Here is a 24789-nt window from a genome sequence, read left to right as displayed (position 1 = left end):
GCGGCTTCCGGTGTGTGCGGGCTAGTCGACGAGCTCGGCCTCGTAGGCGCCGTCCTCGTCGGGCTGCTTCTCGTTGGAGCTGTGCGCCTGTTGGTGCTCGGCGTCCTTCTCTGCGGCGATCGCCGTGAGCTGCTTGGACAGCGGGTCGGTGCCCTTGGGGTGGACGACACCCTCCTGGCGGGCCTCCATCCACAGGTCGCGGACGTCGTCCGAGGTGAGTGCGCCCTGTGCCTCAGCGATCCAGTCGCGGCCCTTCGGCGCCTCGATCGCGGCCACAGCCTGACCGCCAGCCGCCGGGTCCAGCGCGGTCGCCGCAGTCATCGGCCCGGCCAGCGCCTGCCGCGGAGTCATGCCGCGCAACTCGACCACGACGACCGGGAACTTCTTCGTCTGCCCGTCGCGGACGGCCTGCCGCGGCTCGATCCTCAGCGTCACCGGGACGAAACCCTGCCCGTTCGTGCCGGCGAGGACCATGTCGACCATTCCGCCCCACTCGGACGCGGCGTAGAAGGAATGGGTCTCGGCCCGCCACATGCCCATGCCGGACAGGTCCGGCAGCATGACGTTCAGACGGGAGGTCGCGGAGCAGACGCGGCCCTTGGGCTGGGTGTGCCAGTCCTCGCCGAACTGGCGGGCGCACAGGCACGGCTGGCGGGACAGCAGTTCGGTCTCGCCGTCGCAGCGGCGCTGGCAGCCGCCCGCCGACCACAGCTCGTTGTACTGGTTAAGCGGGTCCCCGGGTGTGATCAGCGCCTCGACCGCGGACGCCTTCGTGATGACGCGCCACTGAGTGATGGTCGAGTTGAGCGGCGTCCACTGCTCCGGCTCGCCGCCCCACAGTCCGGCGGCCTTGCGGACGTGTTCTTCGGAGTGGGAGGTGACGACCCAGGTCGCGGACCGCATGGGCCGCTTGCCCTGGGTGTATCCGGTGCGGAGGCGGCCGTGTTCGGCGGCGCGGCGCTGGATGTTGAGGAGTCGGGAGCCCATGGTCAGGCTGCCTTTCGGGTCGGCTGCGCTTCGGCTGCCGGGGGCAGGAGCGCGGGGTAGGTGGTGGGGGCGGCGTGCAGCCACTTGGTGGTCTCCAGCGCGCCGCGGAAGGCGCGGAAGGTGCGGCGGTTGCCGGGCATGGGGACCAGGGCGTGGGAGCGCTGGCGGAGGTTGAGGACTCCGGTGCGCTGTATGCGCGGCACGTTGCCGTCGGTGTCGTCGGGCAGCAGGACACACTCCGCGTACCGGAGGGCGGCAAGCTGCATGGCGTTCTCGGGGTAGACCGAGGACGCCGGGCGTTTGGCGCTGGTCTTGTAGTCGAGGAGCCAGAGCTGCTTGACGCGGCGGCCTTTGATGCGGCGCCAGCCTGTGCGCAGCAGGATCATCACGTCGCCGGTTCCGGCGTAGCCGAGGCGGCGGTGCACGAAGGTGAGCTCGGCGGCGATGATGTCCTGCTCGAGGTCGACGCCCCAGCGCTCCCAGAACAGGGTGAGCTGGCGGGCGTAGGGGTCGACTTCCGGGTCGGGTTCGAACGGGGCGAGGAGGGCCATCTTCTCGGCCCGGTTGTGGATGCGGGTGCCGAGGTCGGCGGCCCGGTCGCGGGCGGCTACGTGGACGGCCTTGATGTCCTTGAGGAGCTGCTCGCGGTCGTTCAGTGCCCGGCGGGCGACCTCGAGCCGGTTGTCGACGCAGTACTCGGCGGTGAGCTTGACGGCCCAGGGGACGAGCGCGAACTTGGCGACGCCGCTGGAGAGAACGTTCGTCACGGAGACGAGGTCCGGGCCGCCGGTCGGGTCGCGGTAGTAGCGCCCGTGGTCGGTGGCGAAGGCGTGGCGGGGGTCCGTCATGCGGCGCCGTCCAGGGGCATCGGTGCGGCGCAGGGCTCGCACATGCCGGACGGGGTGATGGGTCCGTCGTCGTGCTTGCAGCGGGTGCAGCGGCCGGCGGCGATGTCCTTCAGCACGGCGACGCCGTTGTCGGCGTACTGGGCGATGAGGACGGCGCCCGCGTAGTCGGGGAACGCGGCGGTGAGTTTGGCCTTGTTGGTCATGTCGGCGCGGGCGATGAGGGTGATGAGGTCTTCGTGCCAGTCGCCGGCGGGGATGCCGCGGTGGCCGAAGTGGAAGAGGACGTGCGCGGCAACGTCGGCGGGGATTGCAGTGGTTTCGGCGGTCATGTCTCCTGCTTTCGGGTGTGGTGGTGGGTGGGCCAGCGCCCCAACCGGGGGGGGAGGTGGTGTGGGGCGCTGGCCCTGGGTGGCGGTCGCGGAGCAGGGGGGAGGCTCTACGCGACCGCCGGTCTTCGGCGGGTCAGCGGTAGTTGTGGATCAGCAGCCAGCCGGGCGGCTCGTGGTCGGCCAGGCCGAGGCGGGCGGCGGCGGCGTGCAGCGCCACGTTCCAGCGGGTCAGATCGTCGGCGGTGGCCATGTCGGCGGTGATGCGGGTGACCGTGTTCTCGACCGCCTTGGTGTGGCGGGTGACGATGAGCAGCTGGTCGCGGTCGCCGACGACGATGTAGCCGACGCCGTCCGGACCGTCCTCTTGGCCGAAGCAGGCCCGGTCGATGGCGTCGATGTCGGTGTCGGCGGGGATCTCGAAGCCGTAGCCGAGGGCGACGGAGTGGTAGAGGCCCATCACTTCGCTCCCGCCGCCGCGATGACCTTGCTGCTCGCCTCGTTGAAGTCGTCGGTGTCCAGGCCCGACCAAGGCACGGTGTGCGACATCGCCGTGACGATCTCCAAGGCGTTCATGTCGTCGGCCTTGTACTCGGCGGCCGCGGCCTCGATGTCGGCGTCGGTGTAGATCCCGTTCCGGCTGACGTCCCCGCGCAGGTAGTTGCTGTTGACGGGCTCGCACCAGTGGCGGCTGAGCTTGATGACGACAGCGTCCTCGTCGATCTCCTCGCGGAGGGCGGCGACGTCCTTCGTCCAGTCGTGGAGGCTGGCGATGAGTTCGGCGCCCGCGATGGCGTCCTCTCGACGGAGCGCTTCGGCGAGGACGCGGCCGGAGTGGTGCCCGATGTTCCAGCGGGCCGGGTTGTTGAGGGCCAGGCCCTCGGGGAGGCGGAAGACAACGAGTCCCAGGGCGACCTGGATGGCGTCCGGGATCTCATACTTCTCGCCGTGGCGGCCGAGCATCGTGTAGGTGGTGGTCGTGGTCATGGAATCCCTCCGTGGGATGCTGGTGGTGGAATCCCCGGGCGGTTGCTGCGTCCGGGGGTTTCTTCTTGGTGCGCCGCCCGGCCGGCCGGTGTCATCCGGCGCGGGCGGCAGTCAGGCGGCCGGGATGGGCTGGGTGTCGTCGTCGGGTCCGATCCGGCCGGGGTCGGTGACGGGTCCGATACCGAGCGCAGCCCAAAGCGGTTTGACGTCGATGGGTGCGGTCGCTTCGTCTTCCGGCCCGTCGACGGGCCGGATGGCGGGCGGCACGGTGATCGCGTTGGCGTTGGCTTCGGCGGCGAGCTGGGGGCCGAACTTGATGCGCAGGGCGGCGAGCTGGTCGCGGAGTCCGTCGTTCTCGGCACGCAGGTCGTCGATGTCGGCCTGCTGGCAGACGACGACCATTTCCGCGTCGGCCTGCTTGGCCGCGGTGTCGGCGAGCTGCTGGTGGAGGAGAGCGAACGCGTCGTCGGCCCCGGCGAGGAGGGTGAGGATGCGCCGGTTCTCTGCGCGGAGCTCCTCAACCTTGTCGATGGCGCGGCGCCGGCCGTGGCCTTTGAGGGCGGGGATCAGGTCGGTGAGGCTCACGGCTGCTCCTTGCAGGCTCGGATGCGGGTGGAGATGGCTGTGCCGAAGAGGAGGAGGAAGGTCGTGGCGGCGAGAAGGAACACCGCCACGACGGTCACGCGGTGGCCTTCTGGTGCTGGTCGCACTCCCAGTTGGCGCCGATGTTCTTGCGGTAGTGCGTCATGGTGATCAGCTCGGTACGCAGGCCCGCCTTGGTGGCGCGGTCGCGGTCGCGCTTCGTCGGGTTCAGGTGCCGGTGGGCCTGTCCGGCGGTCGCCAGCACCCAGCCGTCCTCGCGTTCGGGGGCGTCTACCGCGACGACTGCGGCGACGATGCAGCCGCACGGGCGGCGCTCGATCCACCCGCACTCGTTGAGCGGGACCAACTTGCCGTCGATCTCTACCTTCAGTTCAGCCATTGCGGTCCCCCGTGAGGTCGTCGTCGATGTCGATGTGTCCGGCCTCGATGTCGGCGATGAGGTCCGGGTTGGTGATCCAGGCGGGTACGTGCCGGCGGGGAGTGTCGGCCGCGGGTTCGGTGGGGGTCATGCGGTGACCGCCGTGGTGAGGACGTGCCGGTAGAGGGCGGCGGTCGCCCGGCGGGGGGTCGGGATGAGCGGCCCGTGCCACCGGTACAAGTCCGGGAGGGACACGAGGGCGTCGCGGAGGAGGACGCTGCCGCGCTCCGGAGCCCCCATCAGCGGCTCGCCGGCAGCGTTGTAGCCGCCGGACCACTGCCACTCGACGCCGGTCACGTCGGTGTGGGTGACACCCAGGTCGAAGACAATCCCGTCGTGCAGGTACGTGCTCATGTGGTGATCACCCATCCGGGGTCGAGGCGGGCCGCGTCCAGGTCGAGGAGGTGCTCCCGCCACTCGCCGGGCATCCACGCGGTCTGGTCGTCGCCGTACTCGCGGCGGGCGTCCGCGTCCAGGTGGGCGAGCGCGAACTCGACCACGTCCGCGGGCAGGAGCGGGGCGGCCATCACGCCACCACCGGCAGCGACTTGATCTGCTCCTGCCGCCGCGTCCAGGCCGTGATCTGCGCGATCGCTTCCTGGAGTTGGGTGAGCGTGTCGGGCGGGGTGTGGGTGACGCTGACGGTGACCTGCTGGCTGCCCTCACCGAACACAAGGCGGGCGAACGGCCGGCCCTGCTCGTCACGCCCGTACACGGCCTTGACCGGGCCGTCAGACAGGTCGAGAGCTATCGGCCCGTACAGGTAGGCGCTCACTGGTCCTCCTCGATGGTGGTGGGGGCGAGGAACTCGCGGAGCCGCTTCGCGGACCGGTCGGCCTGCTCCTCGCGCTGCCGGGCGACGAGATCGGCGACCTGCTCCTGCAGCGTCGACAGCGGCACGTCCAAATCGGCGATCCGGCGGGTCATCGGGCCGCCTCCTCGTCCTCGTGCTTCCACTGCTCCTCGCGCTCACGGAGCTGGCATTCGAGGCTGAAGGCGCCCTCGTAGTCGCGGTCCTCGTGGGCGGCGGCAGCCAGCTCGGTGAAGGAGTTGCGGACCTCATTGCGCTTCGCCTCAATGGCCGGGCGCTCCAGCTCGGCGATCCGAGCCCTCGCGGCGTCGAGTTCGGCGGTGGCCTTCTCGTACTCGGCGTCGTCCTTCGCCTGCTGGCCACGCAGAAGCTCCACCTCCGCCAGCAGTGCGGGCACGTGGTCGGCGACGGCGTGCGCCGTGCAGCAGGCGAACCCGAGGTCTGGGTGACCCTCGTAGGCGGCCAAGTCCTGCGCGAGCCGCTGGTCGTCGAGCGGTTGGGGCTGGTCGCCAACCGGCACCGGCAGGACGGGCGCGGCGGATTCCGTCTCCTCGAGCTTCTTCGCGACCTGCCACACGCTCTCCGGCACCGGGTCCACGTGGGTGAGGCAGATGTAGGAGCCCTCACCGTCGACCCAGACCACGGCGTCGCCGCTGGCCGACGTCTGGGCCTTGGTGCGGGTGCGGGTGACGAGTCGGGTTGCGTTCCGGTCGTCCTCCGGCCGGCAACCCGGGTATGCGAACACCGGAACACCGACCTCGTACAGGGAGTTGAAGGTCTCGGCGTTCACGCGGCCCCCCTCTTGGCTTGGTACTTCGCCACACGCGTCCGGATACAGGCGCGGCAGTCTCGATGCCCGGATGCGGGCTTGATGTAGGTGTTCTCCGGCGTGAACTCGTGACCGTTTACGCAGTGCGTGTACGTCGCGTACCGGCGGCGCATGTTCTCCAGCCGAGTCACCGGCTCAAGGTGAGCGGGGTTCACACAGGCGACGACCTTGCAGGTGTGATCGAGCTCAAGCCCGGCGGGGATCCGCCCGACGGTCGCTTCGTAAATGACGCAGTGGGCTTGGCGATTGCGGAGCTTGCCGTAACCGTCAGGGCGAACGGCGCCAGTCCAGATCCAGCAGCTGCCCCGCACCTCTATGGGGCGCTGCCAGCGCGCGGGGAGGCTTTCCAGGGAAGTCATGCGGCTTCCACCGCCTCAGCCTGCTGGGTCTTCCGGGTGGCATCCCACAGGTCGATGCCGTGGCGGATCGCGTGGCAGCAGTGCACGAAGCCCGGCGTGAAGTCGGTCAGCCGCCACTCGTGCCAGTCGGCGAAGTAGTACGGGTACGGGCCGTCGTAGCCCTCGGGCCGGTACGAGAACTCGTGCAGGGCGCGGTGCGCCTCCGACTCGAACTCGATGTTGTAGTCGGCCATGTCGCTGAAGAAGTGCTCGTGGACGGCCTCGCGCGGCTCCCGGTTCGCGGCCATCCACTCCGGGCGGACCTGCCGGGACAGTTCCTGGCGGAGGTCGGGCGTGGCGTCCAGTTCCTCGGGGTTGAAGCCCCGCACCTTCGCCTGCTGCCAGACCCGCTCGGCCAGGTCGTCTCGCATCCACTGCGCGATCGTCGACGCGACCTCACCCTTCAGCAGGTCCGGGTCGTAGCCCTTGATCTCGTCGCGTCCGGCGCGGACCTTCTCCGACCAGTAGCCGGGGTTGATCTGCCCGGTCAGGGCGGTACGCCGGAACAGGTCGAACATGTCGGGGGTGGCGTCGATGTCGAAGTGGAACGTCCAACCCGCCTTCACGACGAGGTTGTACGGCCACGTGATCAGGTCGAAGGCGCCGATCCTGCCGCGCTCCGGGGCGGCGAACCGCAGGTGCCGGTACAAGCCGTCACTGTGCAGGACGGTCATCTCGTGGCTGGCGGTGTCGCGGGCGAAGCGGGCCGCGATCTCGGTGTAGTCGCTCATCGGGCACCGCCGCTGCGACGCAGGTCCGCAAGGATGCGGCGGATCTCGCCCGCCGGAATGGCGAAGTCATCGTCGACCTCCGCACCGTCGGTCGTTCGCAGGAGTGCGGCCGTGACCGTGGGCTCGGTGTACAGGGGGACGGCCCGGGCACAGCGGGTCTCACGGTCCTCCGGCTTCAGATACGGCCGGTCCGCGTAGGAGAAGGACGAGACGGTCTCGGGCCGGGGCTGGAAGACGAACCCCTCGCCCTCGATGAACTCCCAGTCGTGGTGGGTACGGGCGTCGTGCGGCTCGTCGGAGTGGTCGCAGTAGAAGCCGACCGGCTTCAACTCGGACTGAGGTGAGATCATGGACACGGTGGTCCCTTTCGTTGCGTGCTCTGGATCGGGATCACGAGGCCGTTCCCGTGGCTGCGGGGGCGGCCTCACTGCCGTCAGGCGGCGGCGGGCTCGGGCGGCCGGCTGTTGTGCAGGGCCTCGATGTCGGGGCTGGGCCCGTCCTGGCCGGAGAGCCACGCGTCGATGTCGGTGATGCGCCAGGCGGCCTTGCGTCCGATGTCGACGGATCGCGGGCCGTCGCTGCGGCCGGTGCGCTTCTGCTTCTGGCGGTCCTTGTACAGCGTCTCGATCGAGCGGCCGGTGAGCCGGGAGGCTCCGTCGGCCCAGACGTGCCCGGGCGGGGGCGGCTGGTTGAACGTGGGGGTGCGGGGCACTGCTACTCCTTCAGTCGATTCAGGTCTGTGGTCATTCCGGCCTGTTTCGGGGTCATGGGGGGCGCGAAGAGGACCGGGGTGAGGAAGCCGAGGGCCTCCGATATGGCGGTGGCGTCGTCGTAGTCAGCGGTCTTCTGGCTGCCGTTGGCGAGTTTCTCTATGAGGCCCTTGCCGCACCCGCTCGCTTCCGCCAGCGAGTCCAGGCTGTAGGGGGTGATGCGGCCCGGGTTCTTCATGGCCCACCTGAACTTCTCGGGGTCCTTCAGGGTCCAGCGGCGGCTTGCACGACTCAACTGATCTCCAGTGGTGCGGAGTGGCCTTGACTGGCCCCCATGTAACCATGCGCGAGTCACAGTGTCTACAAACTGGGTCACCTGGATGTCAGCTATGAGCAAAGATCTTGGCGGGATAACATTGATCTGTAGACGATCCGTCTCCGAACCGGAAAGGTTGTAGGGACTGGCCTGCTACTTTTCAGGCCCTCGGGACACACCTAAGAGACAGTCGGTGACAGAGTGACACGAAAGGACGAGGACATGGCGGCGCCGACCTTCACGCCTGACACCGGGTCCGAGGCACCAGCCTCCCCCCTGGGCGCGCTCTCCCAGCTCGTGCAGAACGTCCTCGACACCGGCATCTCCCTGCGCCGCCTCGGCGAACGCGCCGTCGACCCCGAAACCGGCGAAGCCATCTCCTGGCAGTACTTCCAGAAACTCGTGAAGAACCCGCCGGCCAGCCCCCCGGACCCCATCCAGATGCGCGCCATGGCCGCCGCACTGAACAAGCCCTACCGGCGCGTCCAGGAAGCCGCTGCCAAGCAGTGGCTGCAGTTCGAAGCGACCGAACTCGCCGGCTACGACGAAGACGTGCGCATCATCGTTGCCCACCTGGCCGGCAAGACCGCCGCCGACAAACGCCGCTGGCGCCGCATGATCGAGGCCGAGGAGCAGGCTCGCCGCGAGGTCGACGAGTAGGAACCAGCCGCCCGCAGCGCAGGCTTGTCGACTTTTCATCAACCGATTGTTGGACACTCCCTGTAGACGTAGGCTTCACCAACCGTGCACTTCTGGCCGTTCTGGCTAGACGTGCACCGTTGGAACCACGGGGAGGGCTGCATGCTGCGTGTCACCTACGAAGCCGTCAACCATCTCGCGCCCGGGCGGCTGGCCTGGATAGATGAGGGGCGCGGCCGTCTCCGTGTCGAAGTCGACAAGACCGCGCCCCTCGAAGACGTTGTGCGGCAGCTGAACATCGAGTTCGACGAGCTCATGGCGGAGGGCAACTGGTTCCAGCTGTGGCGCGGCGAGATCATCAGCCGCCACACACCAGGCGCCCCGATCAGCGTCCGCTTCATCCTTGGGCTCTGCCGGTACCAGCCGCCGGACACGGCGGCCGTCCTCGAGGACAGAGGGCTTGTCAGGGTCCACGTCGATCCTGCACTCAACACCGAAGAGTTCGCCGTAGCCATGAACTTCGGCGCGAAGGAACTCCTTGCCGGCGGCCAGTGGTTCCAGCTGCACGCAGGGGAGATCATCACCATGGACCCTCCGGGGTACCTTGCTGCTTGACTCGAACCTTCGGGGAGTAAGACATGGCCGGCTATATCGAAGACCGCTGGTACAAGAAGGGCCCCGACGGCAAGCGCAACATTGCCACGGAGAGACACGGCCAGGGAAAGCGCTACAAGGTCACCGGCATTCCCGGCGTGCGTTCCCGTTCGTTCCCCGACAAGCAGCTGGCTGCGGCGAAGGACTGGCTGGCCAAAGCGCAGGCCGACAGTGCGCGTGGCGACTTCTATGACCCGCGGGACGGATCTGTCACCCTCGACGAGTACGTGCGCAACCACTGGTGGCCGCACACCCGCTACCCGCCGTCCACTCAGGCGTCGGTGCGGTCGAAGGTCTTCAACCACATCCTTCCGCACGTCGGTTCGCTGCCGCTGAACCGGATCGGCTACGAAGAGATCCGTGCGTGGCAGACGAGGGCCGAGCGGCACATCGACGTCGGGACACTCGTCGTCACGTGGGCGCACTTCTCGACGATCCTGCAAGCCGCGTTCAAGGCCAAGCGGATCCCCGTCAACCCGTTTCGGGACGATGACCTGCGAGCGCCGCGGTTGCCGAAGTCGAAAGCGCTGGCGTGGGAGCAGCAGACGGTCAGGGCGGTTCGGCTCGCCCTGCCGGACCGGTACCGCATTCTCGTCGACCTGGCCGTAGGGGCAGGCCTGCGGCAGGGTGAGGCCCTCGGCTTCTCCCCCGACGACGTGGACGGCGAGGACATCACCGTCGTGCGGCAGATCGTGAAGGTCAACGGCAAGTTCGGGTTCGGCCCGCCGAAGGGCAACAAGGAGCGGGTCGCCCCGTGTGCGCCGGAACTGGCTGAGGCCATCAAGGAGTACGCGAACCGGTTTCCGTCGGTGGAGGTGACGCTGCCGTGGGTGGATCCGGCCCGTCCGAGCCTCGCGTGGGAGGACCGGCCGAAGCGGACGGTGCGACTGCTGACCACCACGCAGTTCACGAACGGGCTGAACGGCGGAGCGATCAACAAGGACACGTTCAACGACAAGCACTGGAAGCCGGCGCTCGCCGACGCGGGGCTCATCCCGCCGGCCGAGGTGACCCTCGTCGACCCGAAGAAGGGCAAGAGCCCATGGCGCAGGGAGACGTGGCAGATGCCGCGGGAGTTCGGCTTTCACGTGCTGCGGCACACCTTCGCTAGCGTCGTCCTGGCCGAGGGTGAGACCATTACCCAGTTGGCCGCGTGGCTCGGGCACACGGATCCGGCGTTCACGCTCCGGACCTACGTGCACTTCATGCCGAAGTCCGGGAGCCGGGGTCGTGAGGCGATCGGACGGTTCATGTCCGGTGAGCTGGTGGAGGCCGGGGAGTCCCCCGGGGAGCGCAATGAAAGTGGATCTCCCCAGATCCTCCCCAGCGAACACGATCTAGAAATTGGCGGCCGTCCGAGAGATACGGGTGACCGCCAATCTGGCGAGCAATAAGATGCGTTATTCCTGGTCAGTCGCTCAGGGCGCGTACACCGTCGGCCTCGGTGGGGTCGGCATGCCGGCTCCTATGAAGAAGCCGGTGTGCGGAGGCTGGTTGTAAGCCGTGTTCTGCCAGGCGAGGGAGGTGCGGTAGAGGGTGTCGTGGAGGAGGGTGGTGATGCGGCGGTCGGTGTCGTGCGGGGTGGAGTAGATGCGCAGGGCCCGGTTGTCGCCGGTGCGCCAGACGACCTCCTCGCGCCAGTCGCCGAGGATGTCGCCGGACAGCACGGGGGTGGCCTTGGTGCCGTTGTTCGACGCCACGCCGGAGCCGGTCAGCAGGCGGGTGTCGGAGGCCGTGCCGTACTTGTCGATGCGGGTGCCGTCGAGGAGTTCGCGGACCGGGTCGCCGTCCCACCAGGCGAGGAAGTTGGTGGAGGAGGGCTTGCGGCCTTTGGTGCCGCCGCCTTCGTCACGGACGGAGCCGTCGGAGGAGGACCACATCTCGGGACCGGAGTTGCCCGACCAGATGTCCCCCGCGACGCCGCGGCCGTTGTCGCAGCAGGCGGCGAGCTTCCAGCGGACCGCGCCGTTCGCCGGGTTGATGTAGAGGGCGGCCGGCTGGCCCGTGGACTCGGAGACCTTGTAGTACTCCAGGCCGGACGTCGACGGGTCGAGGTCCCCGAGGTGCTGGGCGTCGCCGTGCCCCGTCCTCGTGGTCCACAGGGCGTTGCCGTTGTCGTCCACAGCCATCGAGCCGTAGACGATCTCGTCCCGGCCGTCGTTGTCGACGTCCCCGACGGAGAGGCTGTGCGAGCCCTGGCCGTCGTAGCCCTTGCCGCTGTTGGTGGAGGAGTTGGTGTCGAAGGTCCAGCGGCGGGTGAAGGCACCGCCCCGCCAGTCCCAGGCCGCGATCACCGTGCGGGTGTAGTAGCCGCGGGCCATGATCAGGGAGGGGCGGGCGCCGTCGAGGTAGGCGGTGCCGGCGAGGAAGCGGTCGACGCGGTTGCCGTAGGAATCGCCCCAGGAGGAGACGGTGCCGCGGGCCGGGACGTAGTCGACGGTGCCCATCGCCCGGCCCGTGCGGCCGTTGAACATCGTCAGGTACTCGGGGCCGGCGAGCACGTACCCACTGGAGTTGCGGTGGTCGGCGGAGGAGTTGCCGATGACCGCGCCGGTGCCGTCCCTCGTTCCGTCGGCGGTCTTCATGGCGACCTCCGCCTCGCCGTCGCCGTCGTAGTCGTACACCTGGAACTGCGTGTAGTGGGCCCCGGAGCGGATGTTGCGGCCCAGGTCGACCCGCCACAGCCGGGTGCCGTCGAGCCTGATGCCGTCGACGATCGTGTTGCCGGTGTAGCCGGACTGGGAGTTGTCCTTGGCGTTGGTGGGCTGCCACTTCAGGACGATGTCGAGGGCGCCGTCCCCGTCGAGGTCGCCCACGGAGGCGTCGTTGGCCTCGTAGGTGTAGGCGACCCCGTCGGGTGTGGTGCCGCCGGACGGGGGGCTGAGGGGGACGTCCTTGTAGCCCGTGCGGAACTGGAGGGCGTGCACCGAGTCGCCCTGCTCGGTGCCGTTGACCACCGCCCGGACGGTGTAGTCGGCGTGGGAGGGCGCGCCGGAGTGGAAGTAGGTGGTGGAGCCGGTGACCGGGGAGGCGTTCACCTTGGTGCCGGCCCGGTAGACGTTGAAGGCGACGGAGTCCGGGTCGGTGCCGAGCCAGCGCCAGCTGACCAGGTTGCCGGTGCCGGTGTGGACGCTGACGACGCCGCGGTCGAGGGCCTCGACCTGGCGTGCGGTGGCGGCCCGGGCGGACGGCGGCGACAGCGCGGTCAGGCCGGCTCCGGCCAGCGTCGCGACGGCGAGCGCCGCGGGAAGGAGGACACGGCGTCTGCGGTGCCTGTGGGGGTGGGTCACGGGACGGACCTCCTGGGAGGACGGACGGGTTCCGTCCCTCAGTCGCCGCCGGCGCCCTCCGGGTTGCCGGGCCGTCGCTTGCGGTACGCCCGGAGGAGGAACACCGGTTCGGGGCGCGGGCGTTCGGGGTCGGGAAGCGCGGCCAGGCGGGTGGCGAAGTCCTCGGCGATCGGCTGCCCCGGCGGCAGGGTGACGAACCAGCCGCGCCGCAGGTCCTCGATGGTGCGGCGGGGGCTGCGGCCCTGACCGTGGCCCCGGAAGCGGGCCTGTCCCGCCGGCAGCAGTCCGTGCGCCGCGGCGCAGGCCTCCACGGCGGCGGGCGCGTCGGACACCGGGCCGGGCGGGCGGGCGGCGAGGACCGCGTCGATGTCACTGCCCACGTTGTGGGAGGCGCCCTTGCCGACGGTGGTGACGTAGACGCCGCCGGGCCGCAGGACGCGGGCGCACTCGCCGACGACCGCCCGTACGTCCTGCGGGCCGGACATCAGGTGCAGCAGCCACACGGTGACCACGGCGTCGAACCGGGCGTCGCCGAACGGCAGCCGGCGGCTGTCCGCGCGGACCACGGCGCCCGGCAGCCGGGACACCGCCGTCCGGGTCATCGCCCGGGCCAGGTCCACACCCGTCACCCGCAGACCCGGACGGGCGGCGGGAAAGCGCCGGGTCACGATGCCGGTGCCGCAGGCCGCGTCCAGCAGGTCCCGCGCACCGGCGGGTACGAGGCTCAGCACGGCCTCGGCGGCGGCCGCCGCCCGGGGCTCACCGCCGCGCAGGGTGTCGTACCGCTCGGCTTCCTCGTCGTAGTCCAGCACGCGCCTCAGTGTGCACCGTGTCCGGGCGCCAGGTCCTCCACCCTGCGGGCGAGATCGAAGTCCTTCGCGGTGACGGTGCCGCCCGCGCTGTGGGTGTGCACGGACAGGGAGACGGTGTTGTAGCCGAGGGTGAGGTCGGAGTGGTGGTCGAGTTCCTCCTGGACCTGGGCGACGTGGACGACCATGGCGGCCGCCGCGAAGTGCGAGCCGAGCCGGTAGGAGCGGTTGAGGCGGTCCCCGTCGAGGGACCACCCCGGCAGGTGCGCCAGCCGGTCCTCGATCTCCTTCTGCGACAGCGGTTCGACGGGCATGGCCTGCGCTCCTTCGACGGGTTCGGGTGTCGTGCCGGGGCTCCCAGGCTGCCACAGGACACCCGCAGGGGCCGCGGCCGGCGGCGCGTGGCTCACGTGGCTCCCCGGTTCGGCCGCTTCTCGACTACGGTCCTGACATGACCACTGTCCCGTCCCGAGCCGCTTCCACCGTCGAGGGCGTGGGCCCGCTCCTGCGCGCCTGGCGCGAGCAGCGGCGGGTCAGCCAGCTGGAGCTGGCCCTGCGCGCCGACTCCTCCGCCCGGCACATCAGCTTCATCGAGACCGGCCGCTCCCGGCCCAGCGAGGAGATGGTGCTGCGGCTCGCCGAGCAGCTGGAGGTCCCGATGCGGGAGCGCAACGCGCTGCTGCTGGCGGCCGGTTACGCGCCCCGCTTCCCGCACACCCCGCTGGACGACCCCGCGCTGGACGCGCTGCGGGACGGCATCCAGCGGCTGATCGGCGGCTTCGAGCCGTATCCGGCGCTGGTGGTGGACGCCATGTACGACGTGGTGGCGGCCAACCGCGGGGTCATGGCGCTGTTCGACGGAATGCCCGAGGCGCTGCTGGCACCCCCGCTGAACGCGGTGCGGCTCACCCTGCACCCGCAGGGGCTGGCGCCCCGGATCCTGAATCTGAGGGAGTGGCGCGGACACCTGCTGGAGCAGATGCGGCGGCACATCGCGCTGCGCCGCTCCGAGCCGCTGCGGGCGCTGTACGAGGAGGTCTCCGCGTACCCGGTCCCGGAGAGCGGCGAGCGGCTCGCGGAGGAACCGCAGGAGCCGGTGGCGTACTTCGCGCTGCCGATGGTGATCGAGCACGAGGGGCGCAGGCTGTCCTTCGTGTCGTCGATCTCGACGTTCAACACCCCGATGGACGTGACCGTCGCCGAGCTGGCCGTGGAGACACTGCTCCCGGCGGACCCGGCGACGGCGAAGTACCTTCAGTCCTGGCTGAACTGACGTGCTCTCAGGGCCATGTGCTGGACCACGGCGAATCCCGCCACGGTGAGTGCCTGGAGGACCGTCCACACCGCGCCCGCCGTGGTCGGGGTGAGCCACAGGGCGAGGGCGGCCAGACTCACCGCCGTCCAGGTGAGGTTGGCCTCGACGACGATCCGCACCCCGAGCGTCGGCGGATGCGGCCGGGCGGCCAGCAGGGCCACGCCGGCCGCGTACACCGCGAGGAACGCGCCGAGACCGAGGAGCAGGCCGGAGCCGGCGCCGAGGAGGCGTCCCAGGGGCCCCGCGAGGGCGAGGTAGGCGAGCGCGTTGACGCCGGTCACCACGGCGTCGAGGGCGAGGAAGCGGCGCAGCATCCGCTGCGGCTCCACGGTCCGGGCGAGTGCGGCGAGCTGGGTCGCGGACATGATGGATCACCCTCCGTCGGGGTCGGTCGGAACGGGCCGGGTCCCGGGCCGGAGTGCGCCGGCCCGGAACCCGGTGCGTCCACGATCCCGCGGGGGCCCGTCCGGGTCGATTACCCGCCGGGTAAGGGCGGCGGGGAGCAGGGAAACAGGGCGGATTGCCGTGGCTCGTGAGAGTGTCGGAGGAACATGACAGACTGAGCGCGTGCCCGGGCGCGTTGGGGAGGCGTGGCGTGAGTGAGCGGCGGGCCGCACCGACCGTGGGCCAAGTGGTCCTGGGAAGGCGGCTGCAGGAGCTGCGGGAGGCCGCCGGCCTCTCGCGGGAGGAAGCGGCCCGGATCCTGCGGGTGGCGCCGGCCACCGTGCGCCGGATGGAGACCGCCGAGGTCGCGCTGAAGATCCCCTACGTCCAGTTGCTCCTGACCGCGTACGGGGTGCCCGACAGCGAGTCCGACGCCTTCGTGGAGCTCGCCGAGGAGGCGAACCGGCCGGGCTGGTGGCAGCGGTACCACGACGTGCTGCCCGAGTGGTTCAGCCTGTTCGTGAGCCTGGAGGGCGCCGCCCGCATCATCCGCTCCTACGAGCCGCACTTCGTGCCGGGCCTGCTGCAGACGGAGGACTACGCGCGCGCCGTCCTGGAGGCCGGGACGATCGGCACCGCGGGACGGGACGCGGTCGAACGGCACGTCGCGCTGCGCATGGAGCGCCAGCGGCTGCTGGAGCGGGCCGAGCCGCCGCACCTGTGGGTGCTGATGGAGGAGACGGTGCTGCGCCGCCCGGTGAGCATCGACGGCCGGGTGATGCGCGACCAGCTCGACAAGCTGCTCGAGTACTCCGAGCGGGACCGGATCACCCTGCAGGTCGTCGAGTTCGCGGACGGGCCGCACCCGGGCACGTACGCGCCGTTCTCGCTGTTCCGCTTCGCCGAGCCGGAGCTGCCGGACATGGTGTTCACCGAGTACCTGACCGGTGCGCTGTACCTGGACTCCCGCAAGGAGGTCTCGGTGCACCTGGAGGTGCTCGACCACATGACGGCGCGGGCCGCGTCGGCCCAGCGCACCGAGAAGCTGCTGCGGGAGTGCCGGGAGCACTACTGAGGTGTGCCCGGTTCAGGCCGCGCCGTCCCGGCGCCCGCCGCCGTCCTTGTCGTCGTCGACGATCTCCGCGTCGACGACGCCCTCCTCCTCCTGCGGTGAGGTGTCCTGCCCGCTCTCCCCGCCGGGCGGCGGCGTGGCCTGCGCGTACATCGCCTGACCCATCTTCTGGCTCACCGCGGCGAGCTTCTCCACCCCGGCGCGCAGCTCGGCCGTGTCGGCGGCCTCCCGCTCCAGCAGCTGCTTGAGGTCCGTGACGGCGGACTCGACCTCGGACGTGGTGTCGCCGGGAATCCTGTCGGCGTTCTCCCGCAGGAACCGCTCGGTCTGGTAGACGAGTTGCTCCGCCTGGTTGCGGGTCTCGGCGCTCTCGCGGCGCTTGCGGTCCTCCTCGGCGTAGTTCTCGGCGTCGCGCATCATGCGGTCGATGTCGTCCTTCGGCAGGGCGGAGCCGCCGGTGACGGTCATCTTCTGTTCGCGGCCGGTGGCGAGGTCCTTGGCGGAGACGTGCATGATGCCGTTGGCGTCGATGTCGAAGGCCACCTCGATCTGCGGGACGCCGCGCGGGGCGGGCGGCAGGCCGGTGAGGTCGAAGACGCCGAGCTTCTTGTTGTAGGCGGCCATCTCGCGCTCGCCCTGGTAGACCTGGATGCCGACCGAGGGCTGGTTGTCGACGGCGGTCGTGAAGATCTCCGAACGGCGCGTGGGGATCGTGGTGTTGCGTTCGATCAGCTTGGTCATGATGCCGCCCTTGGTCTCGATGCCGAGGGACAGCGGGGTGACGTCGAGCAGCAGCACGTCCTTGACGTCGCCGCGGATGACACCGGCCTGGAGGGCCGCGCCGAGGGCCACGACCTCGTCGGGGTTGACGCCCTTGTGCGGCTCCTTGCCGGTGAGTTCGCGCACCAGGTCGGTGACGGCCGGCATCCGGGTGGAGCCTCCGACGAGGATGACGTGGTCGACCGCGGAGAGCTGCACGCCGGCGTCCTTGACGGCCTGGTGGAAGGGCTTCTTGCAGCGCTCCAGCAGGTCTTCGGTGAGTTCCTGGAACTGGGCGCGGGTGAGCTTCTCGTCGAGGTGCAGGGGGCCCTCGGCGGAGGCGGTGATGTAGGGGAGGTTGATGGTGGTCTCGGTGGACGAGGACAGCTCGATCTTCGCCTTCTCGGCGGCCTCCCGCAGCCGCTGCACCGCCATCCTGTCCTGCGCCAGGTCGACGCCGTACTGCCCCTTGAAGCGCTTGGTGAGGTACTCGACGACGCGCATGTCCCAGTCGTCGCCGCCGAGGTGGGTGTCGCCGTTGGTGGCCTTCACCTCGATGACGCCCTCGCCCATGTCGAGCAGCGACACGTCGAAGGTGCCGCCGCCGAGGTCGAACACGAGGACGGTCTGGTCGTTCTCCTTGTCCAGGCCGTACGCCAGGGCCGCCGCCGTGGGCTCGTTGATGATCCTCAGCACCTTGAGGCCGGCGATCTCCCCGGCCTCCTTGGTGGCCTGCCGCTGGGTGTCGTCGAAGTACGCCGGTACGGTGATGACGGCGTCGGTGACGTCCTCGCCGAGGTACGACTCGGCGTCCCGGCGCAGCTTCTGCAGCACCCGGGCGGACAGTTCCTGCGCCGTGTAGCGGGTGCCGTCGACGGAGCCCTCCGCGGGGAAGCGCCACCGGGCGTCGCCCATGTGCCGCTTGACCGAGCGGGCGGTGCGGTCGACGTTCGTCACCGCCTGGCGCTTGGCGACCTCCCCGACCAGCACCTCGCCGTTCTTGGCGAAGGCCACCACCGAGGGCGTGGTGCGCGCGCCCTCCGCGTTGGCGATGACGGTGGGCTCACCGCCCTCCAGCACGGCCACCACCGAGTTCGTCGTTCCCAGGTCGATTCCGACGGCACGTCCCATCGCTGTCCCCTTCCGCCAGGGCACCTCTCCGGACTTCCGGCACCTTCCAGCACAAAACTTGAGTGCCCTGTTGTCAATGGTCTGTTCGGGTGGATCGGGTGGTTGTCCACCGGGGGGTGCGGGCGTCCGTGAGCCCGCGCAGTTCCACGGCGCGGCGGGGACGGTCCGTGATCAGCACGTCCACGCGCGGGTCGTCCAGGAAGCCGCGCAGGGCCGTGTCCTCGTTGACGGTCCACACCATGGTGAACAGTCTGTTACGCGCGGCCTCGCGCAGCACGGTGGCGCGGGCCAGACGCTGGTGCACGGCGACCCCGTGGGCGCCGCAGGCGCGCACGCGGCGCATGGGCAGCAGTTCGCTGATCCGGGTGGCGACCAGGCGGCGCCGGCCGAGGCCGCGGCCGTCGCGGCCCAGGGAGAGGACGGTGCGCACGCGCGGGTGGGCGGCGGTGATGGCGGCGACCGACCGGTCCTCGAGGGTGGTGGCGACGCATCCGTCGGCGCCGAGCAGGGCGACCGCGCGGCCGATCAGCTCCCGTTCGTGGCCGGTCTCCTTGAGGTCCAGATGGGCGACGAGCTTCCCGGCGATCAGTTCCATGACCTCGTCCACGACCGGCACGGGATACCCGGCGCGCGCGTTCAGCTCGGCGTGGGTGAGCGTGGACAGCGGCGGCCCGGTGTGCCCCACCCGTGGGTCGTGGTGGACGACGAAGACACCGTCCGCGGTGCGCCGGACGTCGCACTCGACGTACTCCGCGCCCGAGGCGAGCGCGTCCTCGTACGCCTCCCAGGTGGCCGGGGCGGCGTGCTCGGTGCCTCCCCGGTGCGCGGAGACGGCGGGGCGTGACGTCATGGGTTTGTGCTCCCGGTGGGTGACGTGCCGCGGGCCGCCCCGGACGGGACGGCCCGCGGTGGCCCGTCGCGGCGGGCGGGTCAGGCGAGCTTCGCCGTGAGGGTGATGTTCGTGCCCTTCAGCGCCTGGCTGACCGGGCAGTTCACCTTGGCGTCCTCGGCCGCGGCGGTGAAACCGGCCTCGTCCAGGCCGGGGACGGTGCCCTCGACGGTGAGGTGGATGCCGGTGATGCCCTCACCGGGCACGAAGGTGACGTCGGCGGAGGTGGTCAGCCTGGTCGGCGGGGTGCCGGCCTTGTCGAGTCCGTTGGACAGCGCCATCGAGAAGCAGCTGGAGTGCGCGGCGGCGATCAGCTCCTCGGGGCTGGTCCTGCCGTTCGCCTCCTCGGCACGCGACGCCCAGGTGACCGGCTGCTCGGCGATGGCGCCGGAGGAGTCGAAGGCGACGACCCCGCTGCCCTTGAAGAGACTGCCTTCCCAAACGGTGTGTGCGGAGCGCGTGGCTGCCATGACGCATCCTTTCGAAAAATGTCCGGCCGTGTGTCCGGCGGTGCTCGGTCCGGGTGCCCGGATCACCGGGCGCCTCCCCCATCCGATCACATCACGGCTCAACTCACCCGGAAGACGGGCCCTCTCGCGGTGAACGGCAGCCGCGCCCCCTGCGGGATCAGGTACGCGTGCTCGCGCCGGACCCGCAGGACGTCGTCGCACCAGCCGTCGGTGATGACCAGGATCGGCGCGGTGGCGGGGAAGTCGCCGGCGCGCTGGAGGAAGTCGATGCCGGGCTGGAGCACGGTGCCGCCCCGCCCGCGCACCCGCACCCGTCCGGCGATCTCGGTGACCGGGAGGTATCCCGCGTCGTGCGGTGCGGCGTCGCAGAACACCACACGGGCGGCCGGTACGTCGCGGGCCCCCGCGTAGGAGGCGATCGCGCCGAGCGCCTTGCCGAGCAGGACGCGGTCCATCGAGCCGGAGGTGTCCAGGACGACGCCGAACGTGCAGCGGGCGATCTCCTCGGGCGGGAAGTACCGTCCCGCGCGGGGGATGTCCGGGGTGGACGCCTGACGGCGGGAGGGGCGCGCGTAGGACCGGAGCGGCTCGGGGCTCGGCACGAACTCGTCGAACCAGCGGGCGAGCCGGGCGTCCCAGGGCACCGGCGGATGGCTGAGCGCGCGGATCTCCTGGACCAGGCCGGCGGGGAGGAAGCCGCGCTCCTGCCGGTCGTGCAGGTCCAGGCCCTGGGCGAGGCCGCGACGGTAGAAGCCGTCGAGGTCGACGTAGTCGCGGGGCGGGCCGAGGGGCGCGCCGAGGATGTCGCCGGTCCCCTTGCCGCGCGGGGTCGCGAAGCGCCGGACGCGGCGCAGGTCGCCGGCGATGCGGTCGTGGACCTCCTCCGCGGACAGCCCGGCGAGTTCCTTGTCGTACAGCAGGCCCTCGGGCATGGTGCCGACCCGCATCTCCCGCAGCCAGCCGTTGACGACGAAGTCGCAGGCGACGTTGAAGAGGAACGGGTCGCGTCCGCCGCGGCGGTCGCCGTGGCGCAGGGCGGCGTGCAGCATCTCGTGGGCGAGGACGAACCGCCACTCCTCCTCGTCGAACCGCCGCAGCGGGTTGACGTAGATCTCGCCGGCCGCTGGGTCGACGGCCGCGACGGAGATGCCGTGGGCGCGGGCGAGTTCGGCGTCGGCGACGAGGGTGATGCCGGAGGCGACGCCGCCGAGCAGCGGGTAGGAGGAGACGAACCAGCCGAGCGCGCGCTCCCAGGGGTGCCGTGGGGCCGGCTTGCCGTCCAGGCTGTCGCGGCGGCCGCCCGCCATGTCCATCGCGGCGGACACGGTGCGGGTGAGGGCGGTGGCGAACGCCAGCTGGTGGTCGGGCGGCTGCCCGTAGTATCCGAACCACTCCTGGAGGAACAGGTCCGCCTCGCCGCCGGCCGTGCCGCAGCGCGCGTACGCCTCCGGGACGCCGTCGCGGCGCCAGCGCGCGGCGAGCCGCTCCTCGTCGCCGTCGGGGTAGGAGGCGGGCAGGTGGTCGGGGGTCCTGCCGACGGGGAAGCCGAGCAGGAAGCGGTTGACGACGACGCAGCGGGCGGCGAGCTCGCTGTGGTCGGGCTGTTCGCGGGTGCCCTTGGCGGCCGGGACGTGGCCGAAGCCGAGATGGAGGACGGCGTGGGCGAGGGCCCACGCCCACGCCCCCGGGTCGGCCATGCGGTCCGGGTGGGCGTGCAGGACGGCCTCGGAGTCCACGCGGACCAGCCCGTCGCGGGGTGCGAGCTCGCAGTCCTCCCGGCGGCAGACGTCGAACTCGACGGCGTTCAGCGCGGGGTTGGCCCGCACCAGGCCCATCCCCGCGTCGAACGCCTCCTGCGCGAGGTCCCGCTTCTTCGGCCCCTTCGCGCGGGCGCCGCTCACCGGCGCGCCTCCACGAGGCGCGGCATGTCGCGGGCCGCCTCGACGAGGAACCAGGCCGGCAGGACCGGGTTGCCGTCGTGGTCGGAGGCGATGACGGTCTGCGCGACCTCGACGGAGATCTCGGCGAGCTGCACCAGCAGCGACTTGGCGCGGTACGCGGTCTGCCGGCCGTTCGCCGACATGTGCTCCTTGCTCGCCGGGAGTTCCTTGACCAGACGTCCGCGGAACGACTCGGCGAGGTAGTAGAGCAGGTCGCGGTCCTCCAGGCGGTGCGGCCAGCGGGCCTCGCCCTTGAGGACGGCGTCGATCCCGAAGCGGCTGCGCACGATCTTGACGTAGCCGCAGAAGGCGGTGGCGTGCGCGGGGGTGAGCGTGCCGTGGGCCAGGACCTTCAGGGTGTCCTCGTCGAGGTCGCGGCCGAAGGAGTGCAGCGCGTCGGAGAGCATGTGCCAGGAGCGGGGCGTGGAGAACGGCTCCTCGGTCTTCGGGGGCTTGGACCACAGGTGGTCGGGGCGGTCGGTGAGGTGGTCGGTGATCCACGGGTGGATGCCGTTGCTCCCCGCCCAGACCAGCCAGTCCCGGGCGGACACGTCGAGGTGGACGTGGGTGAGGCGGTTGACGAGCGCGGAGGCGATGGGGCGGGCCAGCGCGTTGTCGGTGGCGCGGTTGCCGGCGCCGATCACGATGGAGCCCTTGGGCAGTTCGTAGTCGCCGATCCGGCGGTCCAGGATCAGCGAGTAGAACGCCTTCTGCACGTCCGGGGTGGCGGCGTTGAGCTCGTCCAGGAACAGGCAGTAGGGCTCGTCGCGGGCGATGGCCCGCGGCGGGCAGAACACCGAGCGGCCGTCGCGGATCTGCGGCACACCGATCAGGTCCTCCGGGGCGAGCTGGGTGCCCAGCAGGCTCACGCACTCCAGTCCCAGGCTCTCGGCGAACTCCCTGACCAGGGAGGACTTCCCGATGCCGGGCGCACCCCAGAGGAACACCGGCCGCACGGTCGCCAGACCGAGCAGCAGTTCCGGGACACGGGCGGGGGTGACGGTGACGGCTGCCTGCACGCAAGGACTCCTGAGGGCTCGGGCGGAGGTCGAAGGGGAGGGGCGCGCGGAGCGCCGGCGCGGCCGGGCAGGACCACACGGGTCACGGCGGGCGCCGGAGTCAGTGAACTGTGCGTGGCGGTGGCGGGGCAACGCGTTTTCGCACGGCCGGCCCCGCCCGGCCCGGTCGAGGATCTGTGGGACCCGGTCGTGGAGGACGGGCCGGGGGGACAGCCGCCCCTCGACTCGGGGGGGAAGGAAGCGGGCCGGCCCGGGTCCGGAGCTCTTCCAGCGGGTACGCGGCGGCCCGGTTCGTCGCGCCGTCGTCCTCGGGGGCGGCCGGCGGATCGACGGTCCGCTCAGGCCGCGCGCCTCTCGTCCGGGGCCGCGGGCACCTCCGCCTCGTCCGACTCCGTCAGCCAACGGCGCAGCACCTGGTGGATCTGCTCGGCGCCGGCCAGTTCCGCGCCGTCGGCGACCGGTGCGGACAGCGCGAGCGGGGACAGCAGGAAGGGGCGGGCCTGAGCGCCGCCGAGGCCGCCGTGGGAGCCGATCTGCTCCTCGAAGGCCAGCACCTCGCCGTCGGCGGGGTCGTGGAAGGAGTTCACCATGATGTCGGCGGTGTGCGGGAAGGTGTGGGTGCGGCGTACGACGTCGGCGGCGCCGGGGCCGAAGGCGGCCAGCGGGCCGGGGTCGTCGTCCAGCTCGTCCAGCGGGATCTCCGCGCCGTACGCGCCCAGCACCACCCCGCCGTGGCGTTCGCTGCGCACGAGGAGGAAACCGATGCCGGGGTGGTTGGCGAGGGTCGGCAGCAGCGCGGGGTGACGGGCGTCGATCTCCTCCTTGGTCATCCGGTGCGGCACGTCGGGGAAGGAGACCAGCCCCAGGTTGCCGGAGGCCAGCACGACGGGTTCGGAGCCGCGGGAGGGCCGGTAGTGCTCGGCGCCCTCCTCGACGGGCCGGCGCAGCGCCGCGCGGACGGCGGCGCGCGCCTCCGCGCCGCTGTGGGTGCGCCGGGCGCGGCGCGGGACGGGCAGTCCGCAGCCGGCCCGCACCAGGTCGGCCAGGGTGAGGCCGTAGCGGTGGCGGAAGGTCTCCCCGGGGCTCTGTCCGTGGTCGGAGAGGACCACGATGCGGTACGGGCGGGGCGCGTGCTCGGCGACGTTCTCGATCAGGGCGAGGGAGCGGTCGAGACGCAGCAGGACCTTCTCGGTGTCCCGGCTCACCGGCCCGGAGTGGTGGGCGACCTCGTCGTAGGCCACCAGGTCGGCGTAGACGGCGGTGCGGCCGGCCAGCAGGTCGCCCGTCACGGCGGCGACCACCACGTCCCGTTCGACGACGGTCGCGAAGGCCCGCACGAACGGGTAGAGCCCGCCGCGCGAGACGCGCGGGCGCTGTTTGCGCAGCCGGGCGCGGGTGGACTGGCCGATCTCGCGGCCCACCTCGGCGACGAAGGACAGGGCGGTGCGCACCGCGTTGGCGGGGTCGGAGAAGTACGCGAAGTAGCCCGCGCGGGAGCGGGCCTCAGGTCCGCGGCGGCGGGTGGCTATGGACAGCACCAGGGCCTGCTCGTCGGCGCCGCCGCCGAACAGGTTGCCGCGGCTGGCGCCGTCGTCGGCGAGCAGTCCGGCGTGGCCGGAGTACTCGATGGCGCGGGCCTGGAGCTCGGCGGCGCTGGTGGGCCGGTTGCAGACCATGACCTCGCGGCGGGCCTTCTCGTACCAGCGGAAGGCGGGGACGTCGTGGTTGCTGCCGTGCAGGATGCCGAGCTGGCTGGCGCCGGTCTGGCTGGACCAGTCGGTACGCCAGCGGGTGAGGCGGTGCGTGGGCTGGTCGCCGGTGACGGTGCCGAGCCAGCGGGCGACGGTGGGCATCAGGCCCTTGTCGACGGCGTCGAGGAGCACGTCGTGGCCGACGCCGTCGAGTTGCAGGAAGACGGTGCCGGGAGTGGCCGGGCAGGGCGGGGCCGAGCGGCGTCTTCGGTGGGCGAGCCGGTAGAGGCGGCGGCGGTAGGCGTCGTCGTCGCGCACGGCGAGGCCGGCGCCGGTGGCCGAGGCGACGGCGGACATGACCGCGGCGACCACGACCGCCGTCTCCGGGGCCGCGGAGCCCCGCTCGACCGGGTTGACGTACAGGGCCAGCCAGAGCAGGGCGCCGTTGAGGAAGAACACCAGCAGGCCGAGGACGAGCGCCGGTACGAGCAGCAGCAGCCGCACCAGCAGGGGCCAGACCAGGGCGGACAGCAGGCCGAAGGCGCCGGCGCCGAGGGCCGCGGTGACCGCGATGTCGGTGGCGCTGCTGCCGTCGGCGGAGCGCAGCCGGAAGTCCGGCAGGATCCCGGCGAGCAGCAGCATGGTGAGCGTGGAGACCACCCACACGGTGACACTCCGCCCGATCTGACTGGCGATCCGTCGCCACCGTCCGCCACCCACGCCCCGCACACCTCACGTCCCGGCCGCTCAGGCCCGCATCCAC

General features: G+C 71.2%; 33 protein-coding genes. 5 read left to right on the top strand and 28 right to left on the bottom strand.

Going from position 1 to position 24789, the window contains the following annotated elements; all coding sequences use genetic code 11:
- Positions 1–21: 21 nt before the first annotated feature.
- The 18 genes from IE172_RS20005 to IE172_RS19920 form a co-directional block, all read right to left on the bottom strand.
- Complete coding sequence (locus IE172_RS20005) at positions 22–987, bottom strand: recombination directionality factor (protein WP_190098614.1); 966 nt, start codon at positions 985–987, stop codon at positions 22–24.
- A 2-nt stretch (positions 988–989) separates the two neighbouring features.
- Positions 990–1835: a hypothetical protein gene (locus IE172_RS20000; RefSeq protein ID WP_190098613.1), complete on the bottom strand. Its 846-nt coding sequence runs from the start codon at positions 1833–1835 to the stop codon at positions 990–992.
- A complete protein-coding gene (locus tag IE172_RS19995; RefSeq protein ID WP_190098612.1) occupies positions 1832–2164 on the bottom strand; it encodes a hypothetical protein in 333 nt (110 codons plus the stop codon). The genes IE172_RS20000 and IE172_RS19995 overlap by 4 nt, the downstream gene beginning before the upstream one ends.
- A 133-nt stretch (positions 2165–2297) precedes the next feature.
- Positions 2298–2621 (bottom strand): hypothetical protein, encoded by a 324-nt coding sequence (locus IE172_RS19990; RefSeq protein ID WP_190098611.1) that lies wholly within the window; start codon positions 2619–2621, stop codon positions 2298–2300.
- Entirely contained in the window at positions 2621–3148 is a 528-nt protein-coding gene (locus tag IE172_RS19985; RefSeq protein ID WP_190098610.1) for a hypothetical protein, read from the bottom strand. The genes IE172_RS19990 and IE172_RS19985 overlap by 1 nt, the downstream gene beginning before the upstream one ends.
- 111 nt (positions 3149–3259) lie before the next feature.
- A complete protein-coding gene (locus tag IE172_RS19980) occupies positions 3260–3733 on the bottom strand; it encodes a hypothetical protein (RefSeq protein ID WP_190098609.1) in 474 nt (157 codons plus the stop codon).
- A gap of 94 nt (positions 3734–3827) precedes the next feature.
- Positions 3828–4130, bottom strand: a complete 303-nt coding sequence (locus tag IE172_RS19975) for a hypothetical protein (RefSeq protein ID WP_190098608.1) — start codon at positions 4128–4130, stop codon at positions 3828–3830.
- The gene (locus IE172_RS19970) at positions 4123–4260 is read right to left on the bottom strand and encodes a hypothetical protein (protein WP_190098607.1); all 138 of its coding nucleotides are present in this window, start codon (positions 4258–4260) and stop codon (positions 4123–4125) included. The genes IE172_RS19975 and IE172_RS19970 overlap by 8 nt, the downstream gene beginning before the upstream one ends.
- The gene (locus tag IE172_RS19965; RefSeq protein WP_190098606.1) at positions 4257–4523 is read right to left on the bottom strand and encodes a phiSA1p31-related protein; all 267 of its coding nucleotides are present in this window, start codon (positions 4521–4523) and stop codon (positions 4257–4259) included. The genes IE172_RS19970 and IE172_RS19965 overlap by 4 nt, the downstream gene beginning before the upstream one ends.
- A complete protein-coding gene (locus IE172_RS19960; protein WP_190098605.1) occupies positions 4520–4696 on the bottom strand; it encodes a hypothetical protein in 177 nt (58 codons plus the stop codon). The genes IE172_RS19965 and IE172_RS19960 overlap by 4 nt, the downstream gene beginning before the upstream one ends.
- Positions 4696–4944, bottom strand: a complete 249-nt coding sequence (locus IE172_RS19955) for a hypothetical protein (protein ID WP_190098604.1) — start codon at positions 4942–4944, stop codon at positions 4696–4698. The genes IE172_RS19960 and IE172_RS19955 overlap by 1 nt, the downstream gene beginning before the upstream one ends.
- On the bottom strand, positions 4941–5096 hold the full coding sequence (locus IE172_RS19950) for a hypothetical protein (protein ID WP_190098603.1): 156 nt from the start codon (positions 5094–5096) through the stop codon (positions 4941–4943). Before IE172_RS19950 ends, IE172_RS19955 begins: the two co-directional genes overlap by 4 nt.
- Positions 5093–5770, bottom strand: coding sequence for a hypothetical protein (locus IE172_RS19945; protein ID WP_190098602.1), 678 nt, complete (start codon positions 5768–5770; stop codon positions 5093–5095). The genes IE172_RS19950 and IE172_RS19945 overlap by 4 nt, the downstream gene beginning before the upstream one ends.
- Positions 5767–6168, bottom strand: a complete 402-nt coding sequence (locus IE172_RS19940) for an HNH endonuclease signature motif containing protein (protein ID WP_190098601.1) — start codon at positions 6166–6168, stop codon at positions 5767–5769. Before IE172_RS19940 ends, IE172_RS19945 begins: the two co-directional genes overlap by 4 nt.
- Positions 6165–6938 carry a hypothetical protein gene (locus IE172_RS19935; protein WP_190098600.1) on the bottom strand — a complete coding sequence of 258 codons (774 nt, stop codon included), beginning with the start codon at positions 6936–6938 and terminating at the stop codon, positions 6165–6167. The genes IE172_RS19940 and IE172_RS19935 overlap by 4 nt, the downstream gene beginning before the upstream one ends.
- Positions 6935–7288: a hypothetical protein gene (locus tag IE172_RS19930; RefSeq protein WP_190098599.1), complete on the bottom strand. Its 354-nt coding sequence runs from the start codon at positions 7286–7288 to the stop codon at positions 6935–6937. The genes IE172_RS19935 and IE172_RS19930 overlap by 4 nt, the downstream gene beginning before the upstream one ends.
- A gap of 83 nt (positions 7289–7371) precedes the next feature.
- Positions 7372–7650, bottom strand: coding sequence for a hypothetical protein (locus tag IE172_RS19925; RefSeq protein WP_190098598.1), 279 nt, complete (start codon positions 7648–7650; stop codon positions 7372–7374).
- A gap of 2 nt (positions 7651–7652) precedes the next feature.
- On the bottom strand, positions 7653–7943 hold the full coding sequence (locus tag IE172_RS19920) for a hypothetical protein (RefSeq protein ID WP_190098597.1): 291 nt from the start codon (positions 7941–7943) through the stop codon (positions 7653–7655).
- 243 nt (positions 7944–8186) lie between these two features.
- On the opposite strand from IE172_RS19920, the gene IE172_RS19915 reads away from it, so the two are divergent.
- The 3 genes from IE172_RS19915 to IE172_RS19905 all read left to right on the top strand — a co-directional run bounded on the left by IE172_RS19915 (position 8187) and on the right by IE172_RS19905 (position 10651).
- Positions 8187–8624, top strand: a complete 438-nt coding sequence (locus IE172_RS19915) for a hypothetical protein (RefSeq protein WP_190098596.1) — start codon at positions 8187–8189, stop codon at positions 8622–8624.
- A gap of 141 nt (positions 8625–8765) precedes the next feature.
- A complete protein-coding gene (locus IE172_RS19910) occupies positions 8766–9218 on the top strand; it encodes a hypothetical protein (RefSeq protein ID WP_190098595.1) in 453 nt (150 codons plus the stop codon).
- Positions 9219–9241: 23 nt separating this feature from the next.
- Positions 9242–10651 (top strand): tyrosine-type recombinase/integrase, encoded by a 1410-nt coding sequence (locus IE172_RS19905; RefSeq protein ID WP_190098594.1) that lies wholly within the window; start codon positions 9242–9244, stop codon positions 10649–10651.
- 24 nt (positions 10652–10675) lie between these two features.
- On the opposite strand, the gene IE172_RS19900 is transcribed toward IE172_RS19905, so the two are convergent.
- The 3 genes from IE172_RS19900 to IE172_RS19890 are packed head-to-tail and all read right to left on the bottom strand — an operon-like array spanning position 10676 to position 13670.
- The gene (locus IE172_RS19900) at positions 10676–12547 is read right to left on the bottom strand and encodes a rhamnogalacturonan lyase (protein ID WP_190098593.1); all 1872 of its coding nucleotides are present in this window, start codon (positions 12545–12547) and stop codon (positions 10676–10678) included.
- A gap of 38 nt (positions 12548–12585) precedes the next feature.
- A complete protein-coding gene (locus tag IE172_RS19895) occupies positions 12586–13359 on the bottom strand; it encodes a class I SAM-dependent methyltransferase (protein WP_190098592.1) in 774 nt (257 codons plus the stop codon).
- Positions 13360–13364: 5 nt separating this feature from the next.
- Complete coding sequence (locus IE172_RS19890; protein ID WP_190098591.1) at positions 13365–13670, bottom strand: 4a-hydroxytetrahydrobiopterin dehydratase; 306 nt, start codon at positions 13668–13670, stop codon at positions 13365–13367.
- A gap of 137 nt (positions 13671–13807) precedes the next feature.
- On the opposite strand from IE172_RS19890, the gene IE172_RS19885 reads away from it, so the two are divergent.
- Positions 13808–14629 carry a helix-turn-helix domain-containing protein gene (locus IE172_RS19885; protein WP_190098590.1) on the top strand — a complete coding sequence of 274 codons (822 nt, stop codon included), beginning with the start codon at positions 13808–13810 and terminating at the stop codon, positions 14627–14629.
- Here IE172_RS19885 and IE172_RS19880 read toward each other — a convergent pair.
- Complete coding sequence (locus tag IE172_RS19880) at positions 14611–15036, bottom strand: hypothetical protein (RefSeq protein ID WP_190098589.1); 426 nt, start codon at positions 15034–15036, stop codon at positions 14611–14613. The two genes, IE172_RS19885 and IE172_RS19880, sit on opposite strands and share 19 nt — an antisense overlap.
- 230 nt (positions 15037–15266) lie before the next feature.
- Between IE172_RS19880 and IE172_RS19875 the strand changes: the two genes are divergently transcribed.
- A complete protein-coding gene (locus IE172_RS19875; protein WP_190098588.1) occupies positions 15267–16130 on the top strand; it encodes a Sco1979 family transcriptional regulator in 864 nt (287 codons plus the stop codon).
- A gap of 12 nt (positions 16131–16142) precedes the next feature.
- On the opposite strand, the gene dnaK is transcribed toward IE172_RS19875, so the two are convergent.
- The 6 genes from dnaK to IE172_RS19845 all read right to left on the bottom strand — a co-directional run bounded on the left by dnaK (position 16143) and on the right by IE172_RS19845 (position 24755).
- Entirely contained in the window at positions 16143–18017 is a 1875-nt protein-coding gene (gene dnaK / locus IE172_RS19870) for a molecular chaperone DnaK (protein WP_190098587.1), read from the bottom strand.
- A 73-nt stretch (positions 18018–18090) separates the two neighbouring features.
- A complete protein-coding gene (locus IE172_RS19865) occupies positions 18091–18867 on the bottom strand; it encodes a glycerophosphodiester phosphodiesterase family protein (protein ID WP_190098586.1) in 777 nt (258 codons plus the stop codon).
- A gap of 80 nt (positions 18868–18947) precedes the next feature.
- Entirely contained in the window at positions 18948–19376 is a 429-nt protein-coding gene (locus IE172_RS19860; protein ID WP_190098585.1) for an OsmC family protein, read from the bottom strand.
- Positions 19377–19474: 98 nt separating this feature from the next.
- Entirely contained in the window at positions 19475–21211 is a 1737-nt protein-coding gene (locus IE172_RS19855) for a vWA domain-containing protein (RefSeq protein WP_190098794.1), read from the bottom strand.
- Between the two features lie 62 nt (positions 21212–21273).
- Positions 21274–22335, bottom strand: a complete 1062-nt coding sequence (locus IE172_RS19850; RefSeq protein WP_190098584.1) for an ATP-binding protein — start codon at positions 22333–22335, stop codon at positions 21274–21276.
- A gap of 338 nt (positions 22336–22673) precedes the next feature.
- Positions 22674–24755 (bottom strand): phage holin family protein, encoded by a 2082-nt coding sequence (locus IE172_RS19845; protein ID WP_190098583.1) that lies wholly within the window; start codon positions 24753–24755, stop codon positions 22674–22676.
- Positions 24756–24789: the final 34 nt, after the last annotated feature.

This window comes from Streptomyces griseoflavus (assembly GCF_014649995.1).
Classification (GTDB): Bacteria; Actinomycetota; Actinomycetes; order Streptomycetales; family Streptomycetaceae; genus Streptomyces; species Streptomyces griseoflavus.
This window is presented reverse-complemented; position numbering and strand designations above follow the sequence as displayed.

Bases quoted from the DNA above. Each gene is read 5' to 3' on its own strand.
- IE172_RS19890 (WP_190098591.1), bottom strand. From the start codon at position 13,670: ATGCCCGTCGAACCGCTGTCGCAGAAGGAGATCGAGGACCGGCTGGCG.
- dnaK (WP_190098587.1), bottom strand. From the start codon at position 18,017: ATGGGACGTGCCGTCGGAATCGACCTGGGAACGACGAACTCGGTGGTG.
- IE172_RS19970 (WP_190098607.1), bottom strand. From the start codon at position 4,260: ATGACCCCCACCGAACCCGCGGCCGACACTCCCCGCCGGCACGTACCC.
- IE172_RS19990 (WP_190098611.1), bottom strand. From the start codon at position 2,621: ATGGGCCTCTACCACTCCGTCGCCCTCGGCTACGGCTTCGAGATCCCC.
- IE172_RS19975 (WP_190098608.1), bottom strand. From the start codon at position 4,130: ATGGCTGAACTGAAGGTAGAGATCGACGGCAAGTTGGTCCCGCTCAAC.
- IE172_RS19995 (WP_190098612.1), bottom strand. From the start codon at position 2,164: ATGACCGCCGAAACCACTGCAATCCCCGCCGACGTTGCCGCGCACGTC.
- IE172_RS19860 (WP_190098585.1), bottom strand. From the start codon at position 19,376: ATGGCAGCCACGCGCTCCGCACACACCGTTTGGGAAGGCAGTCTCTTC.
- IE172_RS19950 (WP_190098603.1), bottom strand. From the start codon at position 5,096: ATGACCCGCCGGATCGCCGATTTGGACGTGCCGCTGTCGACGCTGCAG.
- IE172_RS19885 (WP_190098590.1), top strand. From the start codon at position 13,808: ATGACCACTGTCCCGTCCCGAGCCGCTTCCACCGTCGAGGGCGTGGGC.
- IE172_RS19960 (WP_190098605.1), bottom strand. From the start codon at position 4,696: ATGGCCGCCCCGCTCCTGCCCGCGGACGTGGTCGAGTTCGCGCTCGCC.
- IE172_RS20000 (WP_190098613.1), bottom strand. From the start codon at position 1,835: ATGACGGACCCCCGCCACGCCTTCGCCACCGACCACGGGCGCTACTAC.
- IE172_RS19915 (WP_190098596.1), top strand. From the start codon at position 8,187: ATGGCGGCGCCGACCTTCACGCCTGACACCGGGTCCGAGGCACCAGCC.
- IE172_RS19965 (WP_190098606.1), bottom strand. From the start codon at position 4,523: ATGAGCACGTACCTGCACGACGGGATTGTCTTCGACCTGGGTGTCACC.
- IE172_RS20005 (WP_190098614.1), bottom strand. From the start codon at position 987: ATGGGCTCCCGACTCCTCAACATCCAGCGCCGCGCCGCCGAACACGGC.
- IE172_RS19905 (WP_190098594.1), top strand. From the start codon at position 9,242: ATGGCCGGCTATATCGAAGACCGCTGGTACAAGAAGGGCCCCGACGGC.
- IE172_RS19855 (WP_190098794.1), bottom strand. From the start codon at position 21,211: ATGGGCCTGGTGCGGGCCAACCCCGCGCTGAACGCCGTCGAGTTCGAC.
- IE172_RS19940 (WP_190098601.1), bottom strand. From the start codon at position 6,168: ATGACTTCCCTGGAAAGCCTCCCCGCGCGCTGGCAGCGCCCCATAGAG.
- IE172_RS19910 (WP_190098595.1), top strand. From the start codon at position 8,766: ATGCTGCGTGTCACCTACGAAGCCGTCAACCATCTCGCGCCCGGGCGG.
- IE172_RS19935 (WP_190098600.1), bottom strand. From the start codon at position 6,938: ATGAGCGACTACACCGAGATCGCGGCCCGCTTCGCCCGCGACACCGCC.
- IE172_RS19880 (WP_190098589.1), bottom strand. From the start codon at position 15,036: ATGTCCGCGACCCAGCTCGCCGCACTCGCCCGGACCGTGGAGCCGCAG.
- IE172_RS19930 (WP_190098599.1), bottom strand. From the start codon at position 7,288: ATGATCTCACCTCAGTCCGAGTTGAAGCCGGTCGGCTTCTACTGCGAC.
- IE172_RS19865 (WP_190098586.1), bottom strand. From the start codon at position 18,867: ATGACGTCACGCCCCGCCGTCTCCGCGCACCGGGGAGGCACCGAGCAC.
- IE172_RS19985 (WP_190098610.1), bottom strand. From the start codon at position 3,148: ATGACCACGACCACCACCTACACGATGCTCGGCCGCCACGGCGAGAAG.